Origin of the sequence: Nesterenkonia lutea (assembly GCF_014873955.1) — a bacterium.
Classification (GTDB): domain Bacteria; phylum Actinomycetota; class Actinomycetes; order Actinomycetales; family Micrococcaceae; genus Nesterenkonia; species Nesterenkonia lutea.
Genome location: NZ_JADBED010000001.1, coordinates 645,397 through 672,386, shown reverse-complemented (window position 1 = coordinate 672,386; position 26,990 = coordinate 645,397). Strand labels below are relative to the sequence as shown.

Here is a 26,990-nt window from a genome sequence, read left to right as displayed (position 1 = left end):
CGACGTCGCCCCCTCGCCTGGGCACAGCTGTCAACTATACCAGCCGGCTCAGCCCTTGTAGTCGGGCAGGGTCAGCGGGAAGTCCAGACGCTCGGCGAGCTGATCGGGCGTCATCCCGTAGGCCTCGCGCAGCGTGACCTTCGGGCCGTCCGGCCCCTGTTCGATGAGGAAGACGCCGTGGTCGGTGTAGACCCGGCTCACACAGGCCAGACCGGTGAGCGGGTAGCTGCAGTCCGGCACGATCTTGGGCGATCCGTCCTTGGCGAAGAGGGACATCATCACGAAGACCTCTTTGGCGCCGATGGCCAGATCCATGGCGCCGCCCACGGCGGGAATGGCGTCGGGCGCGCCGGTGGACCAGTTCGCCAGGTCACCGGAGGCGGAGACCTGGAAGGCGCCGAGCACGCAGACATCGAGGTGTCCTCCGCGCATCATGGCGAAGGAGTCGGCGTGGTGGAAGTAGCTGGCGCCGGGGAGCTCGGTCACCGGGATCTTGCCGGCGTTGATGAGCTCCTCGTCGATGTCCTCGCCATGGGCCTGCGGGCCCATGCCCAGCATCCCGTTCTCGGTGTGGAGGGTGATCTTCTTCTCTGCGCTGAGGTGGTCGGAGACCTTGGTGGGCTGACCGATGCCGAGGTTCACATAGGATCCCGGCGCGATGTCGGCGGCGACGAGCCGCGCGAGGTCCTCGCGGTCCAGGGTCTTGGTCTCGGAGGAGTTCTGGCTGCTCATGATTCCTTCGCTTCCTGGCTCGTCTCGGCAGGCTGGGCTGCACCCTGTCCGAGGGCGGTGACGGTGTTCACGTAGATCCCGGGGGTGACCACGTTCTCCGGGTCCAGCGCACCCGCGGGGACCCGCTCCTGCACCTGGACCACGGTGTGGGCGGCGGCGGCCGCCATGACCGGGCCGAAGTTCCGGGCGGTCTTGCGATAGGTGAGGTTGCCGGCGTCGTCGGCCCTGAGTGCCTTGATCAGTGCCACGTCGCCGCGGATCGGATGCTCCAGCACGTAGTGCCGGCCCTCGATCTCCCTGGTCTCCTTGCCCTCGGCGAGGCTGGTGCCGTAGCCGGTGGGGGTGAAGAAGGCCCCGATGCCGGCACCGGCGGCGCGCAGCCGTTCGGCGAGGTTGCCCTGCGGGACGAGCTCGAGCTCGAGCTCCCCGGCGCGGTAGGCCGCGTCGAAGTGCCAGGAGTCTGACTGCCGCGGGAAGGAGCAGATGACCTTGCGCACCCGGCGCTCCTTGATCAGCAGCGCCAGTCCGCGATCGCCCTGTCCCGCGTTGTTGCTCACCACGGTGAGCTCGGTGGTGCCGGATTCCAGGAGCGCGTCGATGAGCTCCATGGGCTGGCCGGCGTTGCCGAAGCCGCCGAGCAGGACGGTGGAGCCGTCCTTCACGCTGGCCACCGCCTCGGCGGCGGTGTCTACAAATTCAGTCATGGGTCCATTCCTCAGGTTCTGTGAGTCTCACCAGCGGGAAGCTGGGTCGGGTGACGCTGCGCGGCATGGGGTTCAGTTGGCGTTCTCCAGGACGACGGCGAGGCCCTGGCCCACGCCGATGCACAGCGTGGCCACACCCCAGCGTTCACCGCTGAGCTCCATGCGCTTCGCCAGGGTGGCCAGCACACGGGTCCCGGAGGCCCCCAGCGGATGACCGATCGCGATCGCCCCGCCCCAGGCGTTGACGATCTCAGGATCGATGTCCCAGGCATCCAGGCAGGCCAGGGACTGAGCCGCGAAGGCCTCGTTGAGCTCCACCGCACCGACCTCGCCCCAACCGATCCCGGCGCGCGCCAGCGCCTTGTTGCTGGCCTCCACCGGGGCATAGCCGAAGTACTGCGGCTCATTCGCCGCCGCGGCCCAACCAGCGATGCGCACCTGCGGGCTCAACCCGAGCTGCTCACCGCCGGCGGCCGAGCCGAGCCAGACCGCAGAGGCGCCGTCGTTCATCGGGGAGGCATTGCCCGCAGTCACCGTGCCGTTCTCGGAGCGGAACACGGTCCGCAGCCCGGCGAGCTTCTCGGCAGTGGCTCCGGGACGGATGGTCTCGTCGCGGTCCAGGTCCACTCCGGGCACGTTCACCGTGAGCTCGTCGAAGCGGCCCTCCTCCCAGGCGCGGGCGGCCAGCTCATGGGAGCGTGCGGCGAAGGCATCCTGTCGTTCGCGATCGATGCCGTGGCGCTCGCGCAGCTGCTCGGTGGCCTCCCCCAGCGAAACGGTCCATTCGGACGGCATGCGCTCATTGATCAGCCGCCAGCCCAGCGTGGAGTTGGCGAGCTCGAGATTGGCCATCGGGAAGGGCCGCTCGGTCTTGGGCAGCACCCACGGAGCCCGGGACATGGACTCGACCCCGCCGGCGAGGATCACCTCGGTCTCACCCAGGGCGATCTGCCGGGCGCCGGAGATCGCCGCGTCCAGGGAAGACCCGCAGAGCCGGTTGATCGTGGTCGCAGGCACGCTCACCGGCAGCTTCGCCAGCAGCCAGGCCATGCGCGCAACGTTGCGATTCTCCTCGCCGGCGCCGTTGGCGTTGCCGAAGATGACCTCTCCGACGATCTCCCCGGCATTCTCGGGGCTGAGCCCCGGGGCCTGCTCCACAAGAGTGGAGATGACGAGCTCCGCGAGGTCATCGGGCCGCTGTCCGGAGAGCGCGCCGCCGACCTTGCCGAAGGGGGTGCGTACGCCCTGATAGACGAAGACGTCCTGCATATGAGCTCCCAGCATCTGATCGTGTGAACACTGTGATGTTCGCTATGCAAACATCTGTGCGCTATGTACACCGATCATAGTCCGCCGGAGAGAGTTTTTCCAGAGCGCCAGGAGTCTTCTAGAGACCCTGAGGAACGGTGAGCCGGGCGACGTCGTCACCCAGGGAGCGGATCAGGTCCTCCACGGCGGAGGCGCAGCGCAGCAGGTGCGGCAGCGTGCGCTCCACCGATTCGGCGGCGCTCTCCTTGCCCGCGGAGATGGAGGTGTTCAGCGAGAGCACGATCCTCCCGGTGCTGTCCCGCGCCGGCACTGCCACTGACCGCAGCCCCTCCTCCAGCTCTTCATCCACCACTGCGTAGCCGTCCCTGCGGACCTGGGTGATGATCTGCCGCAGCTGGACCGGATCGGTCACGGTGCGGTCGGTGAAGGCGGTGCGGGACGTCGCCTGCAGCCGATCCTCGAGCGTCCGATCATCCAGCGCGGAGAGCAGCACCCGTCCCATGGAGGTCACGAAGGCCGGCAGCTTGGTGCCCAGGGCGAGGTCGATGCGCATGATGCGCCGGGTATGCACGCGGCAGACATACATCACCTCGTCATCGACCAGCAGGGCGGCCGAACAGGACTCGGCCAGCTTTCCGGAGAGCTCGCCGAGGGAAGGCTGCAGCAGCTCATGCCAGCCCCTCCCCGACCAGTACCCCTGGCCCAGACCCAGCACCTTCGGGGTCAGCTCGAAGAAGCGCCCATCGGTGTAGGCATAGCCCTCATGGACCAGAGTCAGCAGCATCCTCCTGGCGGTGGCCCGGCTGACGTCGCTGCGGCGGGCCACATCGGAGAGGGTGAGCTTCGGCTCCACGGCGGAGAAGGACTCCAGGACCTTGAGCCCGGTGGACAGCGAACGCACGAACTCATTGCGACTGACGGCCGGCGGGCCCGGCTGATCCTGATCCATGAGCCGATCCTACCGACCCACTCCCGCGGCCCCCGTTCGCTCGAGGGATCGCTGAAGGTGCACCAGCCATGGGCGAGGAATGTAATGTTTGGTACATTGCGATCATGCGCACCTCTATCGCGACTGTCTGCCTCTCCGGAACCCTCACCGACAAGCTCCACGCCTGTGCGGACGCCGGCTTCGACGGAGTGGAGATCATGGATGCGGACCTGACTGTCTCCTATGAATCCCCCGAGGAGATCCGCGCGCTGTGCCGGCGCCTCGGGCTCAGCATCGACCTCTTCCAGCCCTTCCGCGACTTCGAAGGCGTGTCCGAGGAGCTGCTCGCGGAGAACCTGCACCGCGCCGAGGCGAAGTTCGCGCTGATGAACCGGCTCGGGGCGGAGACCATCCTGGTGTGCAGCAATGCCGGGACTGCGACCATCGACGACGACGCCACCGCCGCCGCCCAGCTCGGCAGACTCGCGGACCTCGCCGCCGAATATGGGATCCGCATCGCCTATGAGGCGCTGGCCTGGGGACGCTACGTCAACGATTACCGGCACGCCTGGCGGCTGGTCCAGATGGCGGACCGGCCGAATCTCGGCACCTGCCTGGACAGCTTCCACATCCTGGCGCGCGGACATGACCCGGCTGAGATCGAGGACATCGACGGCGAGAAGATCTTCTTCCTCCAGCTCGCCGATGCTCCCCAGCTGGACATGGACGTGCTCTCCTGGAGCCGGCATCACCGGCTCTTCCCGGGCGAGGGCTCCTTCGATCTGAGCAGCTTCCTGACCCATGTGCTCAAGGCCGGATACACCGGTCCGCTCTCGCTGGAGGTCTTCAACGACACCTTCCGCCAGACAGATGTCACCGGCACGGCGGCCCACGCCCGGCGGTCGCTGACCTGGCTGGCCGACCGCGCCTCGGCGGCCAATGACTGGAGCACCGATCGGCTCCCGGCGGCACAGACCCCGCGCAGCGTGGACTTCGTGGAGATCACCGGCAGCGACCTGGGCCAGGCCGACGAGACGCTGAACCAGCTCGGCTTCACCTTCCGCGGCAAGCACCGCACCAAGCAGGTCAGACTCTGGACCATGGGCTCCACCCGGATCATCCTCAACGAGCAGAGCCAGCAGCCCGAACCGCATCTCTCTGCGATCGGCCTGCTGGTCGACGACGCCGGGCAGGCCCTCGCCCGCGGAGCCGCCCTGGGCGCCCCGGTCGTCTTCCGGCGCACCTACGCCGGAGACCACGAACTCAAGGCCCTCGGGGCCCCGGACGGCACGGTGATCTATTGGAACGACGCACCGGCGGAGGACACCTGGGTCAGCGAGTTCCATGGCGGCCAGCCGGCGGTGGACTCTTCCCACGCCGTGGATCACATCAACCTCTCCTACCGCTGGCACGAGTTCGAAGAGACCGTGCTCTTCTTCCACAGCGTGCTGGGTCTGGACGCGCAGGCTCCGGAGAACGTGCCCAGTCCGCAGGGACTGGTGCGCAGCCAGGTGATGCGCACGCACGACGGCACGGTCCGGCTTCCGTTGAACCTGGCCCCACCCACGGCCCCCCTGCCTCCGCGACACATCGCCGTGACCTGCACCGACATCGTCGGACTGGCCCAGAGTGCGCATGAACGAGGGCTGCACTTCCTGAGGATCCCGGAGAACTACTACGCGGACGTCCAGGCCCGCTTCGGCCTGGGGGCCGAGCACCTGGCCACGCTCAGGGAGCTCAACCTGCTCTACGACCGCGATGAGGCGGGCGAGTTCATCCACTTCTACACGCCGAGCATCGGCGGACTGTTCATCGAGATGGTCCAGCGCGTGGGGACCTACGACGGCTACGGCGCCGCCAATGCGCCGGTTCGCCTGGCCGCACAGCGCCGCCGGCCCCATCCGCACCCCACCTCACGCTGAGCGGCGAATCCCCCCCACCTCACGCTGAGGGAGGGATCCCCGAGCAGTTGAGGCGGTTTTCAGGCCCAGATGCCCCGAAGATCCGCCGCTCAGCGGTGCAGGGGTGCTCAACCCTCGCAACCAGTGACTGAAGTGTGGTGTTATTCCCCCACACGCGCAGCCGCCGTCGGCGGTCCATCTGGGAAAGTGGGTCTCCGATGAGTCCAGAGGTAGTCGGGTTCGCGATTGTGCTGCTGGCAGCAGTGATGCTTCTGGGCAAGTACGTCCGCGTCAAAGTCTCGTTCATCCAGAAACTCCTGCTGCCCAGCGCGATCATCGCGGGGTTCATCGGACTTCTCCTCGGGCCGCAGGTCATCGGGCGGCTCGGCGAGCCCCTCGGCTGGGCCTGGCTGGAGGACGGCGGGCTGCTCACCAGTGGGATCGTGGAGGTCTGGGCCGAGCTGCCTGGCCTGCTGATCTCGGTGGTCTTCGCCACCCTCTTTCTGGGATCACGGATCCCCTCCCCGGTCAGGGTGGCCAAACTGGTCGGCCCGCAGCTCTCCATCGGGGTGGCCTATGGCTCTGGCCAGTACGTGGTCGGCATCGTGCTGGGGCTGCTGGTGCTCTCCCCGCTGCTCGGCGTCGATCCCGTCTTCGGCGCGCTGATCGAGATCGCCTTCGAGGGTGGCCACGGCACTGCGGCCGGCATGCAGCCGGCCTTCGAGGACATGGGCATGCCTGAAGCCACCGACCTTGCCCTGGCGATCGCCACCGTGGGCCTCGTCTTCGGGATCGTCATCGGCATCTCAGTCATCAACTGGGGAGTGCGCACCGGGCGAACTCGCGTGATCAAGAGCATCTCCCAGCAGTCGAAGGCCGAGCTGCGCGGGCTCTACAGCGACGACGAGCGAGTCTCCACCGGCCGGATGACCTCTCGGCCAGGTTCGATCGAGCCGCTGACCCTGCACGTGGCCGTGGTCGGGCTCGCCATCATCATCGGATGGCTCATCCTGGAAGGGCTGGTCTGGGTCGAGGATCAGCTGTGGGGGCAGCCCGGGTCGCCCTGGTCGGAGGAGGGACTCACCCTGCTGGGCTATGTGTACTGACCGGGGACGTTGGTTAACTCTGTGTGATCCGCTGATCTGAACCCTGGCACAAAGAGAGCCTCCTGCGGTGGAGTGGAACTGCCTAAGTATCCGCTCACGCACAGGAGGCTCCCATGTCCCACGCTAACGCTGCTCTGACTCCGCGTCACCGCCTGAAGGTCGCCCAGCTGGTCATCGATCGAGGCGTCCCGATCTCCGAAGTCGCGGCACGGTTTCAATGCGCCTGGCCGACCGTGAAGCGCTGGGCGGACCGGTACGCAGCCGGGGAGCCGATGGCCGATCGCTCCAGCCGTCCAGACCGCATGCCGGCAAAGACCCCGCCTGCGGTGACGAAGCGGATCGTGTCGCTGCGGCTTCGTAAGCGGGTCGGTCCGGTCCAGCTCGCCGCCGCGACCGGGGTCGCTCCCTCGACCGCTCACCGGGTGCTGACTCGGTGCGGGCTGCATCGGCTCGCCCATGTGGACCGGGCCACCGGTGAGCCCGTTCGCCGCTACGAACACGCTGCACCCGGGGATCTGCTCCACGTAGATGTCAAGAAGCTCGGCAACATCCCCGACGGCGGCGGCTGGCGCTTCGTAGGTCGCTCCCAGGGTGGACGGAACCGGGCCGCGACCCTGGGAAAGCCGAAGAATCAGTATCGCAACCCCAAAATGGGGTACGCCTTCGTGCATACGGTGATCGATGACCACTCCCGGGTGGCCTACGCCGAGGTCCACGATGACGAGACCGCCGCCACGGCCACCGCGGTGCTGAAACGGGCCGTGACGTGGTTCGCCGAGCGCGGGGTCACCACCCGAAGGGTTCTCTCAGACAACGGTTCGGCCTACGTCTCACACCTGTGGCGAGACACATGTATCGAACTCGGCATCCGGCACTGCCGGACTCGGCCTCGCCGGCCACAGACCAACGGCAAGATCGAACGATTCCATCGCACCCTGGCTGATGGGTGGGGTTATGCGCGTTGTTATACCAGCGAGACACAGCGCCGGGATGACCTTGCGGGATGGCTCCACGAATATAATCATCACCGGCCCCACACCGCCTGCGGGAACAAGGCTCCCATCACCAGATTGATTAACCTGTCAGGTCAGTACAGCTATGTCCCGCTCTTTCCGCTGGCGATGATCGGCGGAGTGATCATCCAGGTCGTCCTGGACCGCACCGGCAACACCCGGCTGGTGGATCACGAGACCATGAAGCGCATTCAGGGACTCTCGCTGGACATCCTGATCGTGGCCGCACTGGCGACGATCTCGCTGGACGTCATCGCCAGCTACTGGGAGACCTTCCTGATCCTCTCCATCGCCGGGATCCTGTTCTGCACCACCATGCTGGTGGTCCTCACCCCGCGCATCATCCCGGAGTTCTGGCTGGAGCGAGGCATCGCTGACTTCGGCCAGTCGATGGGAGTCACGGCCACCGGACTGGTCCTGCTGCGGGTGGCCGATCCGAACGACGAATCTCCCGCGCTGGAGGCGTTCGGCTATAAGCAGCTGTTCTTCGAGCCGTTCTTCGGCGGCGGGCTGGTCACCGCCCTGTCTGTCCCGCTCATGGTCGCCACCGGCAGCGTCTACATCGTTCTGGTGCCGATGATCGTGCTGTTCATCGGCTCCCTGGTGCTGGGCAGGATCTACTTCAAAGGTGTGCGCTCCGGCCGCTGGTCGGGCCCACCCGCGAAGGTCGACGAGGATCCAGAGCGGTCCGCCCCGCGTTGAGGGGCGGATTCTCCGACCAGTTGGCTGGGTTCTCGGGGTCAGGTGTCACGAGAATCCGCCGCTCAGCCTTGTTGTGGCCGGCCGTAGCTCTCCAGGAGGCGCAGCCAGATCTCGCTCACGGTGGGGAAGGCCGGGACCGCGTGCCAGAGTCGGCCGATCGGCACCTCGGCGGTGACCGCGATCGTGGCCGCCTGCAGCAGTTCGCCGACGCCGGAGCCGACGAAGGTCATGCCCAGGATGACCTGCCGGTCCTCGTCGACCACCATGCGTGCGGTCCCGGCGTAGGCCTCGGCCTTCAGCGCGGTGCCGGCGACGTCGCCCAGCTCGTAGTCCACCACGCGGATGGTGTGGCCCGCCTCCCGGGCGGCCTGGGCGGTGAGCCCCACCGAGGCGACCTCGGGGTCGCTGAAGACCACCTGCGGCACGGCGGCATGATCCGCCGTGGCGACATGGGCGCCCCAGGGCTGATCCTGCACCGGCGCGCCCTTGGCCCGCGCCACGATCACATCCCCGGCCGCGCGGGCCTGATACTTGCCCTGGTGGGTGAGCAGGACCCGGTGGGTCACGTCCCCCACGGCGTAGAGCCAGTCGAACCCGTGGACCAGCATGGTGTCGTCGGTGTCGATCCAGGTCCCCGGCTCCAGGCCGATGGTCTCCAGACCCAGGTCATCGGTGCGCGGTGAGCGCCCGGTTGCGGCCAGCACCTCCTGCGTCAGGACAGCATCCCCCGCAGAGGTCTCGATCCGCACCCCGTCAGCCGTGCGGGAGACCCGTTCTGGAGACGTGTTCAGCCGCAGCGTGACGCCCTGGTCCTGAAGGGCCCTGCCCACGAGTTCACCCGCGAAGGGCTCCATACCGCCGAGCAGTCCGCTGCGGGCCAGGAGGGTGACCTGCGAGCCGAGCGCGGCGTAGGCGCTGGCCATCTCCGTGGCCACGACTCCGCCGCCGATGATCGCCAGGCTTGCCGGGATGGCGTGGGCGCTGGTGGCCTCACGGCTGGTCCAGGGCTGAGCCTGCCGCAGGCCCTCGATCGGGGCGATCACCGGGACCGAGCCGGTCGCGATGGTCACGGCATGCCGCGCGGTGAGCGTGGTCTGCTCCCCCGCGGAGGAGGTGACGGTGACCTGCCTGGGAGCGGTGATCCGACCATGGCCGCGGATCAGGCTGATCCCGGCGCCGTCGAGCCACTGTTCCTGCCCGTCATCCTTCCAGCCGCTGGTGAAGGAATCACGGCGGGCCAGCACAGCCTCGACGTCGAGCACTCCGGTCACGGCCTCCGCGGCTCCCGGCATCTGACGGGCATTGCGCAGCACCTGCGGGGAACGCAGCAGCGCCTTCGAGGGAATGCATGCCCAGTAGGAGCATTCCCCGCCCACCAGCTCAGCCTCCACGACCACCGCGCTCAGACCGCCCTGGGCCGCCCCGTTCGCGGCATTCTCACCCACGGCTCCCCCGCCGATCACGATGACGTCGAACTCCGTGCCCTGCGGACGCTGCTGCTCAACCGTGTCGCCTGTGTCGGCTGTTTCGGCCGTGTCGGCCGTGTTGCCGGTGGCGCCTGTGTCGGTCTGGGGTTCCATAGCTGCTCCTGTGAGTCGGTCGAGTGAGTCGGTCGAGTGAGACGGTCGCGCCTGGATGCCTGTCCGGTGCAACATGCGGGACCGTGCAAAAGCTTCCCCACAGCCGCAGACAGGCGGGTTCTGCCGCTGGGAGAGTGAGCTTTGACACCTAATGTACGAACCGGTACGTTTGTTCTAGTCGTTGTGGCGCACGCCACTATTTCGTGATCAAAGGAACCCCGTGATCAACACCAGGAAACCCCTGAGTCGCCGAGTGGTGGACCTGCTCACGCGCATCGAGCTCGGCTTCGCCGGCGTGATGCTTCTCGTGATCCTCGTCCTCGTCTTCACCCAGGCCGCCCAGCGCTACACCCCCTTCGAGGGCATTGCCTGGACCGGTGAGATCTCCCGCTTCGGCCTGGCCTGGATGACCTTCTCCGTGGCCGGTGTGCTCATCACCCTGCGCGGACACATCGCCCTCGAAGTGGTGGACACCCTCCCGGCGCCGCGGCTCATCCGCACCGTGCAGGTGGGATCGCTGCTCATCGTCGCCGTGATCGCCATCGGCCTGACCAACGAGGCCTGGGGCCTGGTCCAGACCCAGGGAGCCCTGCGCTCCCCCGTGCTGGGCATGTCCATGGCGCTGGTCTACATCCCGGTGCTCACCGGAATGGTCAGCACGGTCATCCGATCACTGGTCGCCGCGTGGATGATCGCCAAGCACGGCCCCATCATGCCCCTTGCTGAACTGCAGGCCGCTGAACTGAAGCCCGACACCACGGAGGACAACTCGTGACTCTCATTCTCCTGGGCGTCGCGATCGCCCTCCTGCTCCTGCTCCGGGTGCCGGTCGCCTTCGCGTTCCTCGGACCTTCCCTGGTCTACATGCTGCTCGACGGCCAGTCCTCCGGCACGAGCCTGCGCCAGGTCACCAACGCGGTGCAGAGCTTCCCGCTGCTGGCCGTGCCGCTGTTCGTCTTCCTCGGCACGCTCGCCAACCACGCAGGCCTCGCCGACCGGCTCTTCCGCTTCGCCATGGCCTCCCTGGCCAAGATCCGCGGCAACCTCGGCTATGTCACCGTCGGCGCCAGCGTCGGCTTCTCCTGGATGAGCGGCTCGGCCGTGGCCGATGCGGCCGCGCTGGGCAAGGTGCAGATCCCTGCCATGCTGCGCAATGGTTACACCCGCCGCTTCGCCACCGGACTCTCCGCCGCGTCCTCACTGATCGCCCCGGTGATGCCGCCCAGCATCCCGGCAGTCATCTACGCCGGCCTCGCCGCGGCCTCCACCGGTGCGCTCTTCGCCGCCTCCGTGGTGCCGGCGCTGCTGATGGCCCTCGGGCTCTGCGTGGTGGTCTGGATCCTGGTCCGCCGCAACCCGAACCTCAAGGCCGGCCGCTTCGACCGCCGGGAGCTGCTCGAGTCCACCAAGGGCGTCCTGCTTCCGGCCGTGACTCCGGTGATCATCCTGGGCGGCATCCTCGGCGGACTGTTCACCCCCACGGAAGCGGCCGCCGTCGCCGTCTTCTGGGTCCTGCTGATCGCGCTGATCCAGCGCTCGCTGTCCTGGAAGGGCTTCCTCGCAGCGGTCCGCGAGACCGCGATCACCACCGGTGCGATCATGCTGATCGTGGCCTCCGCCGCTCTGCTCGGACACATCATGGCGCTGGAGCGGCTGCCTCAGCTGCTCACCGAGACGCTGCTGGGCCTGACCGAGAGCCCGCTGGTCTTCCTGCTGCTGGTCGCACTGCTGATGCTCATCCTGGGCACGGTCATCGACGCCACCGCCATCCTGGTGCTCGTGGTGCCGATCCTGCTGCCCATCGCGCTGCAGTACCAGATCGACCCGATCGTGCTCGGCGTGGTGCTGATCATCTCGCTGATGATCGGCCTGCTCACCCCGCCGGTGGGCACGGCGCTGTTCGTGACCGCCTCGGTCTCCGAGACCCGCGTGGGAGAGGTCTTCAAGGGAGCCCTGCCGTTCGCGATGCCGGCGGTGATCGTGCTCCTGCTCGTGATCATCTTCCCCGACGCGCTGATGTTCTTCCCGGAGGTGCTCGGACTGTGAGAAGCACCGACACCGGACGCAGCATCCTCGCCGGGCTGATCGGCCACGGCGTGGGACCCTCGCTGACTCCGCCCATGCATGAGCTCGAAGGCTCCCGGCACGGGATGCGCTACATCTACCGCAGCATCGAGTTCGCCGGCGGCCAGGACAGCGACCAAGAGCTCGGGCAGCTGCTGCAGATGGCCCGACGCCTGGGCTTCAACGGGTTGAACATCACCTTCCCGGCGAAGCAGTCCGTCCTGCCGCTGCTCGATGACCTGGCCCCCTCCGCCGCCATGATCGGCGCGGTCAACACCGTCGTGTTCGGCGACGACGGCGGCACGCTCGGCCACAACACCGATGTCACCGGCTTCCAGGCCTGCATCGACGACGGCCTGGGCGAAACCGCCTGCGGAGACGTGGTGCTGGTCGGCTCCGGCGGCGCCGGCTCGGCCGTGGCGCATGCGCTGGTCATGCGCGGGGTCACGAGTCTGAGCCTGGTGGACGTGGACCTCGACAAGAGCGCCTCCCTGATTCACAGCCTGCACACCACGCATGGCTTCACCGCTGAGCAGGCTCAACCCGAGCACCTGCCCCAGCTCATGGAACGTGCCGACGGCGTGGTCAACGCCACTCCCTTCGGCATGGCGCATCACCCCGGCTCGCCCTTCGACACCGACCTGCTGCAGCCGCAGCACTGGGTGGCCGATGTGGTCTACCGACCGGTGGACACGGTGCTGCTCCGCGCAGCCGAGGAACGTGGCTGCCGCACCGTCTCGGGGCTCGGCATGGCCATGCACCAGGCCGCCGACGCCTTCGAGATCTTCACCGGCGAGACCGCGGACCGCCGGGCCATGCTCGATGACCTCAATGCCCTGATCGAAGCTGAATCACCACACCCGCGTGCAGCGTTGCACCGATGAAAGGAACACCCATCATGTCCAAGCGATACAACACCCTGAGCAAGGCCGCAGTCCTCGCGGCACTTCCCATCCTGGGCCTCACCGCCTGCGGCGGAGGCGACGAGGAGGCCAGCGGTGACGGCGGCGGTGGCGGCGAGTCTGTGGAGCTGACCCTGGCGCACAGCTACAACGATGATCAGCCCCAGGCCCGCTGCGGCGCCGATGTGATCAAGGAAGAGGTCGAGGCCGCCGACGTCGGACTCACCATCGAGATCTACGGCTCCAGCCAGCTCGGCGGCGACGCCGACCGGATCGCCTCGGTGGCCTCCGGCGACGTGGACATCGACATCCAGGGCGCCTCGGCCCTGGGCGCGGTCTACGAGCCGATCAGCGTGCTCGACGCCGCCTACGCCTTCGACGACGCCGATCACCTCGCCCGCTTCATGGAGAGCGAGGAGGGACAGCAGGTCGTCGACGACTTCGCCGAGTCCGCCGGCATCCAGACCCTCGGCGCCTGGTCCGCAGGCGCTCGCCACTTCACCTCGAACGAGCCCATCAGCTCCCCCGAGGATCTGTCGGGCATGCAGATCCGCTTCCCCGGGTCACCGCAGTTCCTGATGAACGCCGAGGCCATGGGTGCCGACGCGGTGGAGGTCGCCTATGAGGAGCTCTACCTGTCGCTGCAGCAGGGTGCTGTGGACGGCCAGGAGAACCCGATCACCAACATCGAGTCGGAGAACCTCAACGAGGTCCAGGACTACCTCAACCTCAGCTCGCACCAGCTGAACACCAACCTGGTGATCATGTCGGAGCGGTGGAACGAGCTCGACGAGGACCAGCAGGAGGCGCTGAACAGCGCCGTGGAATCCGCCGTGACCGAGGTGACCGACTGCGTCGCCACCGACGAGGAGGAGACTCTGGCCGAATGGCGCGACGGCGGTGAGTGGGAGGTCAACGACGATGTCGACGTCGAGGCATTCCAGGAGCAGACCGTGGCCAACCTCGAAGAGGCCCTCGAGGGTGACTCGCTGGCGACCTTCGAGGCCATCCGCTCCACCAGCGAGTGATCTGACCCCATGTCCAGCATGATCCCCACGCTGACCGGAGAGGTGCCCGGCGCCGAGCTGGGCACCACTCTGGTGCACGAACATCTGATCGTCAGCGACCCGCAGCTGGATCGCGACCTCCCCCACCCCGAGTGGGACGAGGCCGCCGTCATGGCCAGGGCCGAGACGCAGCTGCAGGGACTGGCAGAGCTGGGCGTGGACACGATCGTGGACCTCACCGTCCCCGGTCTGGGACGAGACGTGCGGCGGGTCGCTGAGCTGGCCCGCCGCACCTCGGTCCGCATCCTGGTGTCCACCGGCTGGTACACCAGCGACGTGCTGCCACACTTCTTCCGGCTCAACGGGCCCGGCCGCCTGGTGGAGGGTCCCGATCCGCTGGTGGAGCTGTTTCTCCGCGACATTCAGCAGGGCATCGCCGGCACCGACCTGCGCGCAGCCATGCTGAAGGTCTGTTCGGACCGTGCCGGCATCACCACGGACGTGGCCCACGTCTTCACCGCCGCCGCACACGCCCACCGGAGCACCGGCGTCCCGATCACCACACACTCCGATCCTGCCTCCCGCGGCGGGCTGGACCAGCAGCGTCTGCTGGGCGAGCTCGGCGTCGATCTGGAACGGGTGGTCATCGGGCACAGCGGAGATTCCACAGACCTGAGCTACCTGCGCGAACTCGCCGACGCGGGATCCTTCCTGGGCTTCGACCGCTTCGGGATGAGCCACACCGGCTCCGACGAGGATCGGATCCGCATGCTGCTGGCGCTGCTGGAGCTCGGCTACCAGGACAGGCTTCTGCTCTCCCACGACGCCGCGGTGTTCAGCCGCATCACTCCTCCCTCCTGGCGCGCCGCTCATGCACCACAGTGGAGCATGGACCATCTGCACCGGCGGATCCTGCCGAGGCTGCGCGCCCTGGGTGTCGATGCTGCGCTGGAGCACCAGCTGCTGGTGGAGAACCCAAGACGCCTCCTGACAGGGGCATGAGACCGCAGAGCCTGGCTGAGGGGGTATCTGATACTCTCGCGGCGAACCCAGAGGAGAATACTGTGACCCAGACGCCGCCCCGTCAGCGCGACGCCGTGCGCACCCGCGCCGAGGTGCTCGCCGTGGCCACAGAGGTCTTCGCCGATGACGGATACTCCGGGGCCCGCATCGATGAGATCGCCCGCCGCACGCGCACCACGAAGCGGATGATCTACTACTATTTCGGCGGCAAGGAACAGCTCTATCTCGCTGTCCTGGACAACGCGTATCGCGGAATCCGCAAGGCGGAGCAGACGCTGGAAGTCGATGAGCTGAATCCGATCGATGCGCTGCGCCAGCTCGCCGAGCTCACCTACGAGCACCACCTGCGGAACACTGCCTTCATCCGGCTGGTCTCGATCGAGAACATCCACCGCGGCCAGTACATCCGCAAGCTGGAATCACTCAGCGATCTGGGCAGGCCGGCGGTGACGATCCTCGACGGCATCATCGTCCAGGGCAAGAAGCAGGGCGTCTTCCGCGACGAGGTCAACGCGCTGGACCTGCACCTGCTGATCAGCTCCTACTGCGTCTTCCAGGTCGCCAACCGCTACACGTTCAGCTACCTCTTCGACCCGGACTTCACCACGGAGCCGCGCCAGGACCGGATGCGGCGCTTCATCGGCGACGTCGTCGTCTCCTGGGCCACCCGGCCGTAACGCTGCCCTCTGTCGCGCCCCTCAGGCGTGGCCGTCGAAGAGGGAGGTCACCGAGCCGTCGGTGAAGACCTCCTTGATCGCCCGCGCAAGGATCGGGGCGATCGAGAGCACCGTGAGAGCTTCGAAGCGCTTCTCCTCGGGGATCGGCAGGGTGTTGGTCACCACGATCTCCCGCGCACCGCAGTTCGCGAGGCGTTCGGAGGCCGGCTCGGAGAGCACGGCGTGCGTGGCGGCGATGATGACGTCCTTCGCGCCGGCGTCCTTGAGCACCTTCACGGCGCCGGAGATGGTGCCGCCGGTGTCGATCATGTCGTCGATGAGCACACAGGTGCGTCCCTCCACATGACCGACGACCTGCTTGGATGCGGCCTTGTTCGGCTGGGTGACGTCGCGGGTCTTGTGCACGAAGGCCAGCGGAGCCCCGCCCAGACGCTCGGCCCACTGCTCGGCGACACGGACACGTCCGGTGTCCGGGGAGACCACGGTGATCTCATCCTCGGTGACCCGGCTGCGGATGTGCTCGGCCAGCAGCGGCACCGCGAAGAGATGGTCCACGGGTCCGTCGAAGAAGCCCTGGATCTGCGCGGTGTGCAGGTCCACGCTCATGATCCGGTCCGCGCCGGCCGCCTTATAGAGGTCGGCCACCAGTCGGGCGGAGATCGGCTCACGGCCGCGGCCCTTCTTGTCCTGGCGGGCGTAGGGGTAGAACGGGGAGACCACGGTGATCCGTTTGGCGGAGGCTCGCTTCATCGAGTCCACCATGATGAGCTGCTCCATGAGCCAGTTGTTCAGCGGCGCCGGATGGGACTGCAGCAGGAAGATGTCCTTGCCGCGGACCGATTCGGAGGAGCGGACGTAGAGCTCCCCGTTGGCGAAGTCGTAGGCGCTCATCGGCAGCAGCTCGGTGCCGAGCTCCTCGGCGATCTCTGCTGCCAGCTCCGGGTGTGCCCGCCCGGAGGCCAGTACCAGGGTCTTTTCCCCGCTCAGCCTGATTTCGTCCATGGGTGTTCTTGCCTCTCGCCGGCGTTGCTGGTGGGTTCGTGCCTGGTGAAACGTTAGTCGGAGTTCTTGGTGTTCTGCTGGGCGTGCGCGCTCCGCCCGTCGGACTCCCCAGCGTCGCCGGCCCGGGCGTCACTGGCCCGGGCGGCGTCGGCCGCTGAGGATCCGGGCCGCTTGGCCTGCACCCAGCCCTCGGCGTTCCGCTGCGGAGCGATCGACAGCGCGAGGGCCCCTGCCGGCACGTCCTTGCGCACCACGGCGCCGGCTCCGGTGTAGGCGCCGTCACCGACCGCCACCGGGGCGACGAAGACGGTGTTGGAGCTGGTGCGGACGTGGGAGCCGATGACGGTCCGGTGCTTGTTCTCGCCGTCGTAGTTGGCGGTGATGTTGCCGCAGCCGATGTTGGTGAACTCGCCGATCGTGGCGTCCCCGGCGTAGCCCAGGTGGCTCAGCTTGCTGCCGCGGCCGATCTCGACGTTCTTGGTCTCGTAGAACGCGCCGATCTTGCCCTCTTCGCCCAGGACGGTGCCGGGGCGCAGGTAGGTGAACGGTCCCGCGCTGGCCCCGTCGCCGATCTGCGCGCCCGAGCCGTGGACCCGGGTGACCGTGGCGGCCTTGCCGACGATCACATCGGTCAGCGTGGTGTCCGGGCCGACAACGGCATCGCGGCCGATGTGGGTGGCCCCGTGGAGCTGGGTGCCCGGGAGGATCGTGGTGTCCTCCTCCAGGGTCACAGTGGAGTCGATCCAGGTCGTGGCCGGGTCGATGACCGTGGTGCCGGCGCGCATGGCCCGCTCCACATTGCGCCGGTTCAGCTCGGCGCCCAGCGCCTGCAGCTGCACCCGATCATTGGCGCCCTCCACCTGCCAGCGGTCCTCGGTCACCACGGCGGAGACCCTGCCGCCCTCGGCGCGGGCGATGGAGAGGACATCGGTGAGGTACATCTCGCCCTGCGCGTTCTCGGTGGTGACCTGGGCCAGCGCGCGGTTGAGCACTGCGGCGTCGAAGGCGTAGATCCCGGAGTTGATCTCGGTGATGCTGCGCTGCTCGTCGGTGGCGTCCTTGTGCTCCACGATCCCGAGCACGTCCTGCGGGTTGTCCCGGCTGCGCAGGATGCGGCCGTAGCCCGCGGCGTCGGACAGCACGGCGGAGAGCACGGTGACGGCATGGCCGCCGGCCTCGTGGGTGCTCACCAGCTCGGCGAGCATCGGCGAGGTCAGCAGCGGCACGTCACCATAGGTGACGACGACGGTGCCGGTCTCGGCGGGAGCACCCGCGGCGGTGAGCGCCTGCAGTCCGGCCTGCACGGCGCGTCCGGTGCCGGGGACCTCGTCCTGATCGGCGATGACGGCCGCGGGCTCGAGCTGGCTGATGTGGGCGGCCACCTTCTCGCGCTGGTGGCGCACGACGGCGACCAGATGGTGCGGGTCCAGGCCCTTCGCCGCGGCCAGCGCATGCCCGATCATCGAGACGCCTCCCATGGGATGCATGATCTTCGGCGTGGCCGACTTCATCCGGGTCCCGGCGCCTGCGGCGAGGACGATCACCGCGGTCGGACGCGCGGCGCTCCCGGGCGCAGCGCTCTCGGCTGCCGGGTGCGGGGATGGGATGTGCTGCTCTGCCTGGGGCATGGTCACGAAGGCTGCTCCTCGAAGCGGTTCTTGGACCCCTCCGGTGTGGATGGGCCCGGCTGTACAGATGAGTGCCGTTCCGCCTCTAGGATTCGAACCTAGACTGCACAGCTCCAAAGGCTGGCGTGCTGCCATTACACCAAGGCGGAGTGCGACGTCCGGGGCCTCGGTGCTCGGACGTCCAAGCACAACAGTTCCCGGCCACGCGCTGGTCCATCTTCGCATGCGCGCACTCACGAGATGAAACCACAGGTGACCCTCCGATGGAACTGGCGCCCGAACCGGGGCATTACCCTGGATGGGTGGCACATCTTCTCGGGGCCGAAGCCCTACACCTTGAATTCCCCACCCGCACTGTCTTCGATTCGGTGACGATCGGCGTCAATGAAGGCGACCGGGTCGGCGTCGTCGGTCGCAACGGCGACGGCAAATCTTCTCTGCTGGGCATGCTCACCGGACGCCTGGAACCCGACTCGGGGAAGGTGACCCGGCGCAAAGGCGTGCAGTTCGGCGTGCTGGACCAGTCCGATGACCTTGATCTCGACCACACTGTGGGCTACTCGATCGTCGGTGACGCGGACGACCACGAGTGGGCCTCGGACCCGAAGATCCGCGACGTCATCTCCGGGCTGGTCAGCGACATCCCTTGGGAGGCCCGGATCTCGGAGCTCTCCGGCGGTCAGCGCCGCCGCGTGGCCCTGGCAAAGCTGCTGGTCGGCGAATGGGACATCATCGCCCTGGACGAGCCCACCAACCACCTGGACGTCCAGGGCATCTCCTGGCTGGCGAACCACCTGAACCGCCGCTGGCCGCGCACCTCCGGCGGGCTGCTCGTGGTCACTCACGATCGCTGGTTCCTCGACGAGATCAGCACCACCACCTGGGAGGTCCACGACCGGGTCGTGGAGCCCTTCGACGGCGGCTACGCGGCCTATGTGCTCCAGCGCGTGGAGCGTGACCGCCAGTCCGCGGCCGTGGAGGCCAAGCGGCAGAACCTGATGAAGAAGGAGCTGGCCTGGCTGCGCCGCGGCGCGCCCGCACGCAGCACGAAGCCGAAGTTCCGCATCGACGCCGCCAATGAGCTGATCGCCGATGTCCCTCCTCCGCGCAATCCCATCGAGCTGAAGAAGATGGCCACCGCCCGGCTGGGCAAGGACGTGGTCGACGTCCTGGACGTGTCCATCGGCTTCGGCGAGAAGCAGATCCTCAACGATGTCACCTGGCGGATCGCGCCGGGAGAGCGCACCGGCATCCTGGGGGCGAACGGCGCGGGCAAGTCCACGCTACTGAACCTCATCGCCGGGAAGCTGGAACCCGACGCCGGCCGGGTAAAGCGGGGCAAGACCGTGCGCCTGGCCACCCTGGACCAGCAGTTCTCCCAGCTGGCCGACATCGAGGGTGATCGCGTGCGCGAGGTGCTCGCCCGGGAGAAGACCCAGGTGGTCGTCGACGGCAAGGAGCACACCCCGGCCCAGCTGCTGGAGCGCCTCGGCTTCTCCACGGCACACCTCTCCGCCCGCGTCGGCGAGCTCTCCGGCGGACAGCGACGGCGGCTGCAGCTGCTGCTCGTGCTGCTCACCGAACCCAATGTGATGATCCTCGATGAGCCCACCAACGATCTCGACATCGACATGCTCGCCGCCATGGAGGACCTGCTGGACTCCTGGCCGGGCACGCTGCTGGTCGTCTCCCACGACCGGTACCTGCTGGAGCGGGTGACCGATCAGCAGTACGCGATCCTCGACGGCAAGTTCCGCCATGTCCCCGGCGGCGTGGAGGAGTATCTGCGGCTGACCTCCGGCGGCGCCGATGCTGACGCCAAGGGCTCCGGGAAGGGTTCCGGCAAGGGCGGGAAATCGGCCGCCGCCGCCGCGAAGAAGTCCTTCCCCGCTCCGGCAGGCCTCTCCAGCGCCGAGGAGCGCGAACTGCGCAAGGAGGTCGGCGCGCTGGAGCGCAAGATGCAGAAGCTGACCACGCAGATCGAGAAGAAGCAGCGCCAGATGGCCGATCATGACCCGACCGACTCGGAGGGTCTGGGCAAGCTCAGCGCGGACGTGCAGCGGCTGCAGGGCGACAACGCCAAGCTCGAGGAGCGCTGGGTGGAGCTCTACGAGCAGGTGAGCTAGCCGGAGGCGGCGTTCAGCTGGGGCTTGAGCCGGGTCCGCACGGCGACCCCGGCGCAGAGCACCACGGCCACACCGCCCAGGACTGTGGCCCAGGTCAGCCCCTCTCCGAGCAGGAGTGCGGCCCAGAGCAGACTCAGCACCGGCTGGATCAGCTGAACCTGGCTGACCTGTGCCATCGGGCCGATGGCGAGTCCGCGGTACCAGGCGAAGAATCCCAGGAACATGCTGATCACGGCCAGATATCCGAAGGCCGCCCAATGGATGGGGCTGCCCTGCGGGGGCTGCTCAGCGATGGACACCAGGGTCAGCACGATCATGACCGGCGCGGCCAGCACCAGCGCCCAGGAGATGGTCTGCCAGGCGCCCAGCTCACGGGAGAGCAGTCCTCCCTCGGCGTAGCCGAAGGCGGCCGCGACGACGGCGGCGAAGAGCAGTCCGTCCGAAAGCGTCACCCCGGTGATGCCCCCGCCCTCGACGGCGGCGAAGCCCACCGCGACGACGGCGCCCAGCAGGGCCATCGCCCAGAACATCGTGGACGGTCGCTCCCGGCCACGGACGACGGCGACCACAGCGGTGGCTGCGGGCAGCACCGCGATCACCACGGCACCGTGGCTGGCCGGCGCGGTGGTCAGCGCATAGGAGGTCAGCAGCGGGAATCCCGCCACGATCCCACCGGCCACCACGGCGAGCCGGGCCCACTGCCGCCGGCGGGGAAACCTCTGCCGGGTCAGCGCCAGCGCCAGCGTGGCCAGGAGTGCGGCCACCACGGCGCGGCCGGAGCCGATGAACAGCGGGGAGAAGGACTCCACGGCCACGCGGGTGAAGGGCACCGTGAAGGAGAAGGCGAGGACGCCGAGGGCGCCCCAGAGGAGACCCGCCGGGCGCGGCGTCGTCGGGTTCTTGGACGCGGTCACTGTCTGTGTCGTATCGATGACGTCACTCTATGCCCAGCGGTGCCGGCTCAGTGGTGGGCCTTCGGCCGTGCCGGCTCAGTGGTGAGCCGTCGGTGGTGCCGGCTCAGTGGTGGTCGCGGCCGTTCTCCCGGCCGTTGACCAGGCGCGCTCCGTGGGCGGGGCCGGTGACCGGGATCGCCCAGACCTCGGTCCGCTCCTCCAGGCTGGTGGCGAGCTGGTGCGCCGACTCCGCGTCCCGGGCCAGGAACACCACAGTCGGACCGGAGCCGGAGACCATCCCCTGCAGGGCCCCTTCGATCATGCCGATGTCCATCATGTCCTCGAGCGTGGGCAGCTTCGCCACGGCCGGGGCCTGAAGGTCATTGGCCATGAGGGAGGCGACCAGCTCGGCGTCGGCCGCACACACGGCCCGCACCAGGTCCGGGTCCAGGTCCGGCTCTTCTGCCGTGATGCCCGCTGCGGCGCGCATCTCGTCGAGCTTGGCGTAGATGCTGGGGGTGGAGAGCCCGGTGTTGGCCGGAACGATGACCAGGTGCAGCTCTCCGCGGGTGAGCAGTGGGGAGAGCTCGTCCCCCACGCCTTGACCCACGGCGGCGCCGCCGAGCATGGCGAAGGGCACATCGGCTCCGAGCTCGGCGCCGATCTCGGCCAGCTGCTCCTTGGAGAGGCCGGCCTCCCACAGCGCGGAGCAGGCCACCAGAGCAGCCGCGGCATCCGCGGAGCCCCCGCCCATGCCCCCGGCCACCGGGACGTTCTTGGTGATGGTCAGATCCACACCATCAGTGATGCCCAGGCGTTCGCGCAGCTTCGACGCCGCCCGGTGCACCAGATTGCGCTCGTCCAGCGGGATGGCGGCGGTCACCAGCTCGCCGGTCTCCGGATCCTGCGTCTGGACCTCGGTGAAGGCCGAGCGCTCGGACAAGCTGACCGTGATCGCGCTGTCCTCGCGCCGGGCGGCTGTGACCTCCTCGTAGAGGGAGACCGCCAGGTACAGCGTGGCGACATCGTGATAGCCGTCCTCGCGCAGCGGGCCCACGCGCAGGCTGACGTTGATCTTGCCGGGGGCCGCAGCCGTGACATGTCCGAAGAATTCACTGTCGCGCATATCTCGACCCTACTGCTCCCCACTGACATGCGGGTCTGCATCAACGGGGGTGTCCCGCAGGGCGGCGGCGATGCCGGTGTAGGCCGAGATGTCCAGGGTCTCCCCGCGGGCCGAGGGGTCCACCCCGGCGGCGCGGAGCACGGTCTCGGCATGTGTCGCGGAGCCGGCGATGCCGGCCAGGCAGGCACGCAGGGTCTTGCGGCGCTGGGCGAAGGCGGCGTCGATCACCGCGAAGACCTCCTCACGGGTGACCTCCTCCGAGGCCACGGGACGCCGGTCGAAGCGGACCAGCCCGGAGGAGATCCGCGGCGCCGGCCAGAACACGCGCGTGCCGACCACTCCGGCCTTGCGCATCCGCGTGTCCCAGGCGGCCTTCACACTGGGCACACCGTAGATCTTCGAGCCGGGTCCCGCGACCAGCCGGTCCGCGACCTCGTCCTGCACCATGACCAGGCCCTTCTGCAGCGAGGGCAGGATCTGCAGCAGGTGCAGCACGACGGGCACGGCGACGTTGTAGGGCAGGTTCGCCACCAGCACCTCGGGCCCGTTGCCGTCACCGATCCCGGCGAAGGACTCAGGAGTGAGCTTCAGCGCGTCCTGTTCCATCACACGCAGGTTCTCGGCGAGATCCGGGCGGAACTGTCGCACCGTCTCGGCCAGCTGTCCAGCGAGCTTGGGGTCGATCTCCACGGCGCTGACCAGCGCGGACTCGTCGAGCAGACCCAGGGTGAGGGAGCCCAGCCCGGGCCCGACCTCGAGGACGTGCTCGGTGCCGTCGAGATCGGCCAGCCCGACGATCCGGCGGATGGTGTTGGGGTCGATCACGAAGTTCTGGCCCCACTGCTTGGTGGGGCGCACGCCGAGCTGATCGGCCAGGGCGCGGATATGGGACGCGGAGAGCAGCTGCGCCGGCGCGGGGCGATCGTTCATGTCCAGCTCCCGTAGGCCTGGGTGGTGTTGAACATGACCTGCTGGCACAGCGATTCCAGCCGGGCCTCGCGCACCTCGGCCATCAGCCGCAGCGTCTGCGGGATCAGATAGGGCGCGTTGGGCTGTCCACGGTAGGGGTGTGGGGTCAGGAAGGGAGTGTCGGTCTCGACGAGGATCAGCTGCGGATCTGCGACCGCGAGCGCCTCGCGCAGGTGCTTCGCGTTCTTGAAGGTGACGGTGCCGGCGAAGGACATGTACCAGCCGTTGACGTTGCAGATGCGGGCCAGCTCGGCGTCCCCGGAGAAGCAGTGGAAGACGACGGCGCGCGGGAGGGCGGGCGCGTCGTCGAGGACCTGCACCACCTCGGCATGGGCGTCACGATCGTGGATCTGCATGGCGAGGCCGGTCTCGACGGCGAGCGCGATGTGATCTTCGAAGCTGCGTCTCTGCGCGGCGACTCCCTCCTCCCCGGTGCGGAAGAAGTCCAGTCCGGTCTCGCCGATGGCGACCACCTGCTCGTCGCGGGCCAGCTCGGTGATGCGGGCGAAGGCGGAGTCGTACTCCCCGCGGGCGGCGAGCTCCGGGGCGTCGTTCGGGTGCAGCGCCACAGCGGCCTTCAGCCGCGGATCCTTCCCGGCGGCGTCCACGGAGAACGCCGAGGAGTCCACGTCATAGCCCACGCACAGCGCGCCGACCACGCCCACGGCCTGGGCGGCGTCCAGCGCCTGCTCCACGGTGACGCTGACCTCGCCGTCGCGGAAGTCGAGGTGGGCGTGATTGTCGATGACGGGCACCGGCAGGGCCTCTGGGGCCGGCGGGTACTGCAGGCGCCGCTTCTTCCCGGACTTCTCCTCGGCCTGATCCCGCGCGGGCCCGGAGGGTGCATCTCTCCCGGCGGCCCCCGCGGAGGGCGTGCCGGCGCTGGGAGCCGAGCGGGCGGCGTCGTCGTCCTTCTCGGGGGGCGCCGGACGATAGGCGCACGGAATCTCTCCGGCCACCACGGACGGGCTGGACTCGGCACCTGTAGGGCTTCGCTGCTCTTCACTCACGGTGACCAACTGTATCGCCCCACCCCCTCCCCCACGTCCCCCCATCGATTGGGCGGAAAACGGCGGAATGATCGCTCCAACGGGCAGGCGGGTTCTAGTGGTGGTTGCAACAGCCTGAGATTCAGGAGCTGCCAGTGCCATCACCACAGCACTCCCGGCCCAAGATCGGGCAGGGATACCCGCCCTGGTTCAAAGATCAGGTCCTCGACCAGCTGAACCGGAACCCGAACCTCACCCGGGTCGCCCGAGAAACCGGGATCAGCCGGGAAATGCTGCGACTCTGGGCCAAGGCCGCAGGAGTGGACCGCAGCCGGGCCCGGGGCGGCCCGAAGCATCCGGGCAAGAACGAGTTCCACCGGCAGCGACTCCAAGGCGTCAGCATTGCTGAAGCCGCAGTCGCTGCCGGGGCCGCGGAGTCCTCGGCGCGGAAATGGGATCGTGAATACAACACGAGGCCAAAGCGCTCTAAGACGGTGATGAGAGTTGCTGCTGACCACGCCCCCGAAGAGAAGGTCTGCGACAGGTTCCTATCTCTGCCGGAACGCGAGAAGATCCTGGATCTGAGGAACCATGGATGTTCTGCCGCCCAGATCGCACGGGAACTGGGCCGGGCCCGCTCCACGATCACCAGGGAGCTGGCCCGCAACAGCGGCCGCGATCACCGCTACCTGCCCTACGGGGCGCACCGGGCCGCCTCTGAACGCAGGGCCCGACCCAAGGCGTCCAAATTGGTGGCAGAGACCCAACTGCGCCGGTGGGTGCAGCAGAAGCTGTTGCTGCGGTGGTCTCCTGCCCAGATCAGTAAGAGACTGGTGGAGGATTTCCCCCAGGATCAGGAGATGAGGGTGAGCCACGAGACGCTCTACCAGGCGCTGTACTTCCAGGCCCGAGGCGGACTGAAGAAGGAAGTCCAAGCCGCTCTGCGCACCGGAAGGGCCCGGCGCAAACCTCAGGGCCAGCAGCGCCGACCCCGGGTCCTCGGTGACGAGATGATCATGATCTCAGAGCGTCCTGCGCAGATCGAGGACCGAGCGGTGCCCGGTCACTGGGAGGGTGATCTGATCATGGGAGCGTCGAATCGTTCTGCGATCGCGACCCTGGTGGAGCGGCGCACCCGGTTCACGATGCTCTGCCACCTTCCGCAGGGTCATAACGCTGCCGCGGTCGCCGACGCGTTGACCGAGCGGATGAAGTCTCTGCCGGGGCACCTGCGGGGTTCACTGACCTGGGATCAGGGCTCAGAGATGGCCGCGCATCAGCAGGTCAGCGTGGCTGCGGATCTTGCGATCTATTTCTGCGACCCGGCCTCGCCCTGGCAGCGCGGGACCAACGAGAACACCAACGGGCTGCTGCGTCAGTTCTTCCCGAAGGGCTCAGATCTCTCAGCGCACGGGCCTGAGGACCTCGAACATGTGGCGGGGCTGCTCAACGGACGACCGAGGATGACCCTGCAGTGGCGGACCCCAGCAGAAGCGATGAGAGACTTACTCACCACCAGTTAGAACACCCGTTTGTTGCAACGACTGCTTGAATCCGCCGCACCTGGAACACCGCATCGCGCCCAACAGATGCGCCGGACGAGCGATGTCCTCACGGAGGGGGCGTTTTCAGGCCTGTGGAGAACCTGAGCAGCCTCGTCGTTCTCGTCGAGAATGGGCTCATGAGACGGCCCCAGGAGCTCCCGCGTGATCTCCGCGGGGGCCCGTTCGGACACGAGGCGCTCACACGTGCCGGTCTTCCCCGAGATCGAGTTCGGCGACAGGATGTCAGCCCGGTCTCCTGGGGCGTCCACGTCCATCGGCTCGCCGTGCCAGACGCGACCGAGCAGCAGCTGCTGCAACGCGCGCTGATCCTCGCGCAGAGGCTGCCGGAGTGCTGGATCTCGCACACCACGGCCGCACAGATCCACCGCTGGTCACTCCCCCGACGCGTGGAGCAGGAAGGCACTGTTCACCTCTCGCAGCCCGCCGGCACGACTCACCGGATCAGGAGACCGGACGTGACCAGTCATCGTCTGCGCATCCGTCCGGAGGACCTCGAGGAATTCCACGGCGCGAACGTCACGACGCCGGTTCGAACCTGGCTGGACCTGGCCACCCTGCTCAGCCTGGACGAACTCGTGATCATCGGCGATCACCTGGTCCGCCGTCCCTATCCCACCTATGAGGGGAGGCGCCTGCCGTTCGCCACTCCCGAGGACCTCCAGGATCTGGTGGACACCATGCGCGGAGCGCCCGGCAGGCGGCGCGCGATGTCGGCCTCGAAGCTGGTGCGCGTGGGGTCGGACTCCGCGAAGGAGACGAAGCTGCGGCTCGCGCTGGTGCGGGCTGGCCTCCCCGAGCCCTCCCTGCAGGTTCCCGCGCGTCCGGACAGGCGACGCTCCCCCTGCGCGGACATGGGATATCCGGAGCTGAAGATCGCTGTGGAGTACGACGGCGCCACGCACTTCACCGCTGAACAGGCCCGCCATGACCAGCGGCGGGACAACCTCTTCATCAGCGCCGGTTGGATGGTCCTCCACTTCAACGCCGAGGACAGCGCGGAGGGGTTCAGCTCAGCTGTTCAGCAGGTCGCGGAGGCCATCGCGCGGCGCACTCGATCGTGAAGGGGGCGCCTTCCCGTGGTCTG

The 26,990-nt window shown here is 68.1% G+C and carries 22 protein-coding genes, 1 tRNA gene and 1 pseudogene; 12 read left to right on the top strand and 12 right to left on the bottom strand.

Features of this window, described 5'->3' with window-relative positions:
* Positions 1 to 48: 48 nt before the first annotated feature.
* The 4 genes from H4W27_RS03110 to H4W27_RS03095 all read right to left on the bottom strand — a co-directional run bounded on the left by H4W27_RS03110 (position 49) and on the right by H4W27_RS03095 (position 3,654).
* A complete protein-coding gene (locus tag H4W27_RS03110) occupies positions 49 to 732 on the bottom strand; it encodes a 3-oxoacid CoA-transferase subunit B (RefSeq protein ID WP_192594637.1) in 684 nt (227 codons plus the stop codon).
* Complete coding sequence (locus H4W27_RS03105; RefSeq protein WP_192594636.1) at positions 729 to 1,436, bottom strand: 3-oxoacid CoA-transferase subunit A; 708 nt, start codon at positions 1,434 to 1,436, stop codon at positions 729 to 731. Before H4W27_RS03105 ends, H4W27_RS03110 begins: the two co-directional genes overlap by 4 nt.
* Before the next feature lie 72 nt (positions 1,437 to 1,508).
* Entirely contained in the window at positions 1,509 to 2,705 is a 1,197-nt protein-coding gene (locus tag H4W27_RS03100) for a thiolase family protein (protein WP_192596391.1), read from the bottom strand.
* Between the two features lie 118 nt (positions 2,706 to 2,823).
* Positions 2,824 to 3,654, bottom strand: a complete 831-nt coding sequence (locus tag H4W27_RS03095) for an IclR family transcriptional regulator domain-containing protein (RefSeq protein WP_192594635.1) — start codon at positions 3,652 to 3,654, stop codon at positions 2,824 to 2,826.
* 104 nt (positions 3,655 to 3,758) lie between these two features.
* Here H4W27_RS03095 and H4W27_RS03090 point away from each other — a divergent pair, with 104 nt between their 5' ends.
* The 3 genes and pseudogenes from H4W27_RS03090 to H4W27_RS03080 all read left to right on the top strand — a co-directional run.
* On the top strand, positions 3,759 to 5,555 hold the full coding sequence (locus tag H4W27_RS03090) for a sugar phosphate isomerase/epimerase and 4-hydroxyphenylpyruvate domain-containing protein (protein WP_192594634.1): 1,797 nt from the start codon (positions 3,759 to 3,761) through the stop codon (positions 5,553 to 5,555).
* 197 nt (positions 5,556 to 5,752) lie between these two features.
* The gene (locus H4W27_RS03085; RefSeq protein ID WP_192594633.1) at positions 5,753 to 6,640 is read left to right on the top strand and encodes a sodium/glutamate symporter; all 888 of its coding nucleotides are present in this window, start codon (positions 5,753 to 5,755) and stop codon (positions 6,638 to 6,640) included.
* A gap of 113 nt (positions 6,641 to 6,753) precedes the next feature.
* Positions 6,754 to 7,734, top strand: a pseudogene (locus tag H4W27_RS03080) (IS481 family transposase); the annotation flags it as partial.
* 683 nt (positions 7,735 to 8,417) lie between these two features.
* On the opposite strand, the gene H4W27_RS03075 reads toward H4W27_RS03080, so the two are convergent.
* On the bottom strand, positions 8,418 to 9,935 hold the full coding sequence (locus tag H4W27_RS03075; RefSeq protein ID WP_192594632.1) for a dihydrolipoyl dehydrogenase family protein: 1,518 nt from the start codon (positions 9,933 to 9,935) through the stop codon (positions 8,418 to 8,420).
* Positions 9,936 to 10,155: 220 nt separating this feature from the next.
* On the opposite strand from H4W27_RS03075, the gene H4W27_RS03070 reads away from it, so the two are divergent.
* From H4W27_RS03070 to H4W27_RS03045, 6 genes are all read left to right on the top strand, one after another.
* The gene (locus H4W27_RS03070) at positions 10,156 to 10,710 is read left to right on the top strand and encodes a TRAP transporter small permease (RefSeq protein ID WP_192594631.1); all 555 of its coding nucleotides are present in this window, start codon (positions 10,156 to 10,158) and stop codon (positions 10,708 to 10,710) included.
* Positions 10,707 to 11,981: a TRAP transporter large permease gene (locus H4W27_RS03065; protein WP_192594630.1), complete on the top strand. Its 1,275-nt coding sequence runs from the start codon at positions 10,707 to 10,709 to the stop codon at positions 11,979 to 11,981. Before H4W27_RS03070 ends, H4W27_RS03065 begins: the two co-directional genes overlap by 4 nt.
* Positions 11,978 to 12,883 carry a shikimate dehydrogenase gene (locus H4W27_RS03060; protein ID WP_192594629.1) on the top strand — a complete coding sequence of 302 codons (906 nt, stop codon included), beginning with the start codon at positions 11,978 to 11,980 and terminating at the stop codon, positions 12,881 to 12,883. Before H4W27_RS03065 ends, H4W27_RS03060 begins: the two co-directional genes overlap by 4 nt.
* 14 nt (positions 12,884 to 12,897) lie before the next feature.
* The gene (locus tag H4W27_RS03055) at positions 12,898 to 13,929 is read left to right on the top strand and encodes a DctP family TRAP transporter solute-binding subunit (protein ID WP_192594628.1); all 1,032 of its coding nucleotides are present in this window, start codon (positions 12,898 to 12,900) and stop codon (positions 13,927 to 13,929) included.
* A gap of 9 nt (positions 13,930 to 13,938) precedes the next feature.
* Complete coding sequence (locus tag H4W27_RS03050) at positions 13,939 to 14,910, top strand: phosphotriesterase family protein (RefSeq protein ID WP_192594627.1); 972 nt, start codon at positions 13,939 to 13,941, stop codon at positions 14,908 to 14,910.
* A 62-nt stretch (positions 14,911 to 14,972) separates the two neighbouring features.
* A complete protein-coding gene (locus tag H4W27_RS03045) occupies positions 14,973 to 15,608 on the top strand; it encodes a TetR/AcrR family transcriptional regulator (protein WP_318782107.1) in 636 nt (211 codons plus the stop codon).
* Positions 15,609 to 15,629: 21 nt separating this feature from the next.
* On the opposite strand, the gene H4W27_RS03040 is transcribed toward H4W27_RS03045, so the two are convergent.
* From H4W27_RS03040 to H4W27_RS03030, 3 genes are all read right to left on the bottom strand, one after another.
* Positions 15,630 to 16,610, bottom strand: a complete 981-nt coding sequence (locus tag H4W27_RS03040) for a ribose-phosphate diphosphokinase (RefSeq protein ID WP_192594625.1) — start codon at positions 16,608 to 16,610, stop codon at positions 15,630 to 15,632.
* Between the two features lie 53 nt (positions 16,611 to 16,663).
* A complete protein-coding gene (gene glmU / locus H4W27_RS03035) occupies positions 16,664 to 18,238 on the bottom strand; it encodes a bifunctional UDP-N-acetylglucosamine diphosphorylase/glucosamine-1-phosphate N-acetyltransferase GlmU (protein ID WP_192596390.1) in 1,575 nt (524 codons plus the stop codon).
* 77 nt (positions 18,239 to 18,315) lie between these two features.
* A tRNA-Gln gene (locus H4W27_RS03030) sits at positions 18,316 to 18,387 on the bottom strand.
* Positions 18,388 to 18,540: 153 nt separating this feature from the next.
* Here H4W27_RS03030 and H4W27_RS03025 point away from each other — a divergent pair.
* Positions 18,541 to 20,364, top strand: a complete 1,824-nt coding sequence (locus tag H4W27_RS03025) for an ABC-F family ATP-binding cassette domain-containing protein (RefSeq protein WP_192594624.1) — start codon at positions 18,541 to 18,543, stop codon at positions 20,362 to 20,364.
* On the opposite strand, the gene H4W27_RS03020 is transcribed toward H4W27_RS03025, so the two are convergent.
* From H4W27_RS03020 to H4W27_RS03005, 4 genes are all read right to left on the bottom strand, one after another.
* Positions 20,361 to 21,278, bottom strand: a complete 918-nt coding sequence (locus H4W27_RS03020; RefSeq protein ID WP_318782105.1) for a DMT family transporter — start codon at positions 21,276 to 21,278, stop codon at positions 20,361 to 20,363. The genes H4W27_RS03025 and H4W27_RS03020 overlap by 4 nt on opposite strands.
* A 103-nt stretch (positions 21,279 to 21,381) precedes the next feature.
* Positions 21,382 to 22,383 (bottom strand): 4-(cytidine 5'-diphospho)-2-C-methyl-D-erythritol kinase, encoded by a 1,002-nt coding sequence (locus tag H4W27_RS03015; RefSeq protein WP_192594623.1) that lies wholly within the window; start codon positions 22,381 to 22,383, stop codon positions 21,382 to 21,384.
* Positions 22,384 to 22,392: 9 nt separating this feature from the next.
* A complete protein-coding gene (gene rsmA / locus H4W27_RS03010) occupies positions 22,393 to 23,313 on the bottom strand; it encodes a 16S rRNA (adenine(1518)-N(6)/adenine(1519)-N(6))-dimethyltransferase RsmA (RefSeq protein WP_192594622.1) in 921 nt (306 codons plus the stop codon).
* Positions 23,310 to 24,362: a TatD family hydrolase gene (locus H4W27_RS03005; RefSeq protein WP_318782103.1), complete on the bottom strand. Its 1,053-nt coding sequence runs from the start codon at positions 24,360 to 24,362 to the stop codon at positions 23,310 to 23,312. The genes rsmA and H4W27_RS03005 overlap by 4 nt, the downstream gene beginning before the upstream one ends.
* A 269-nt stretch (positions 24,363 to 24,631) precedes the next feature.
* On the opposite strand from H4W27_RS03005, the gene H4W27_RS03000 reads away from it, so the two are divergent.
* The gene (locus tag H4W27_RS03000; protein WP_449867019.1) at positions 24,632 to 25,864 is read left to right on the top strand and encodes an IS30 family transposase; all 1,233 of its coding nucleotides are present in this window, start codon (positions 24,632 to 24,634) and stop codon (positions 25,862 to 25,864) included.
* 158 nt (positions 25,865 to 26,022) lie between these two features.
* Complete coding sequence (locus H4W27_RS02995) at positions 26,023 to 26,967, top strand: DUF559 domain-containing protein (RefSeq protein ID WP_192594620.1); 945 nt, start codon at positions 26,023 to 26,025, stop codon at positions 26,965 to 26,967.
* The last annotated feature ends 23 nt before the right edge of the window (positions 26,968 to 26,990 follow it).

Excerpts from the sequence above, each read along its gene's own strand:
- H4W27_RS03110 (WP_192594637.1), bottom strand. The coding sequence starts at position 732 with ATGAGCAGCCAGAACTCCTCCGAGACCAAGACCCTGGACCGCGAGGAC.
- H4W27_RS03105 (WP_192594636.1), bottom strand. The coding sequence starts at position 1,436 with ATGACTGAATTTGTAGACACCGCCGCCGAGGCGGTGGCCAGCGTGAAG.
- H4W27_RS03100 (WP_192596391.1), bottom strand. The coding sequence starts at position 2,705 with ATGCAGGACGTCTTCGTCTATCAGGGCGTACGCACCCCCTTCGGCAAG.
- H4W27_RS03095 (WP_192594635.1), bottom strand. The coding sequence starts at position 3,654 with ATGGATCAGGATCAGCCGGGCCCGCCGGCCGTCAGTCGCAATGAGTTC.
- H4W27_RS03090 (WP_192594634.1), top strand. The coding sequence starts at position 3,759 with ATGCGCACCTCTATCGCGACTGTCTGCCTCTCCGGAACCCTCACCGAC.
- H4W27_RS03085 (WP_192594633.1), top strand. The coding sequence starts at position 5,753 with ATGAGTCCAGAGGTAGTCGGGTTCGCGATTGTGCTGCTGGCAGCAGTG.
- H4W27_RS03075 (WP_192594632.1), bottom strand. The coding sequence starts at position 9,935 with ATGGAACCCCAGACCGACACAGGCGCCACCGGCAACACGGCCGACACG.
- H4W27_RS03055 (WP_192594628.1), top strand. The coding sequence starts at position 12,898 with ATGTCCAAGCGATACAACACCCTGAGCAAGGCCGCAGTCCTCGCGGCA.
- H4W27_RS03050 (WP_192594627.1), top strand. The coding sequence starts at position 13,939 with ATGTCCAGCATGATCCCCACGCTGACCGGAGAGGTGCCCGGCGCCGAG.
- H4W27_RS03040 (WP_192594625.1), bottom strand. The coding sequence starts at position 16,610 with ATGGACGAAATCAGGCTGAGCGGGGAAAAGACCCTGGTACTGGCCTCC.
- glmU (WP_192596390.1), bottom strand. The coding sequence starts at position 18,238 with ATGCCCCAGGCAGAGCAGCACATCCCATCCCCGCACCCGGCAGCCGAG.
- H4W27_RS03015 (WP_192594623.1), bottom strand. The coding sequence starts at position 22,383 with ATGCGCGACAGTGAATTCTTCGGACATGTCACGGCTGCGGCCCCCGGC.
- rsmA (WP_192594622.1), bottom strand. The coding sequence starts at position 23,313 with ATGAACGATCGCCCCGCGCCGGCGCAGCTGCTCTCCGCGTCCCATATC.
- H4W27_RS03000 (WP_449867019.1), top strand. The coding sequence starts at position 24,632 with ATGCTGCGACTCTGGGCCAAGGCCGCAGGAGTGGACCGCAGCCGGGCC.
- H4W27_RS02995 (WP_192594620.1), top strand. The coding sequence starts at position 26,023 with ATGAGACGGCCCCAGGAGCTCCCGCGTGATCTCCGCGGGGGCCCGTTC.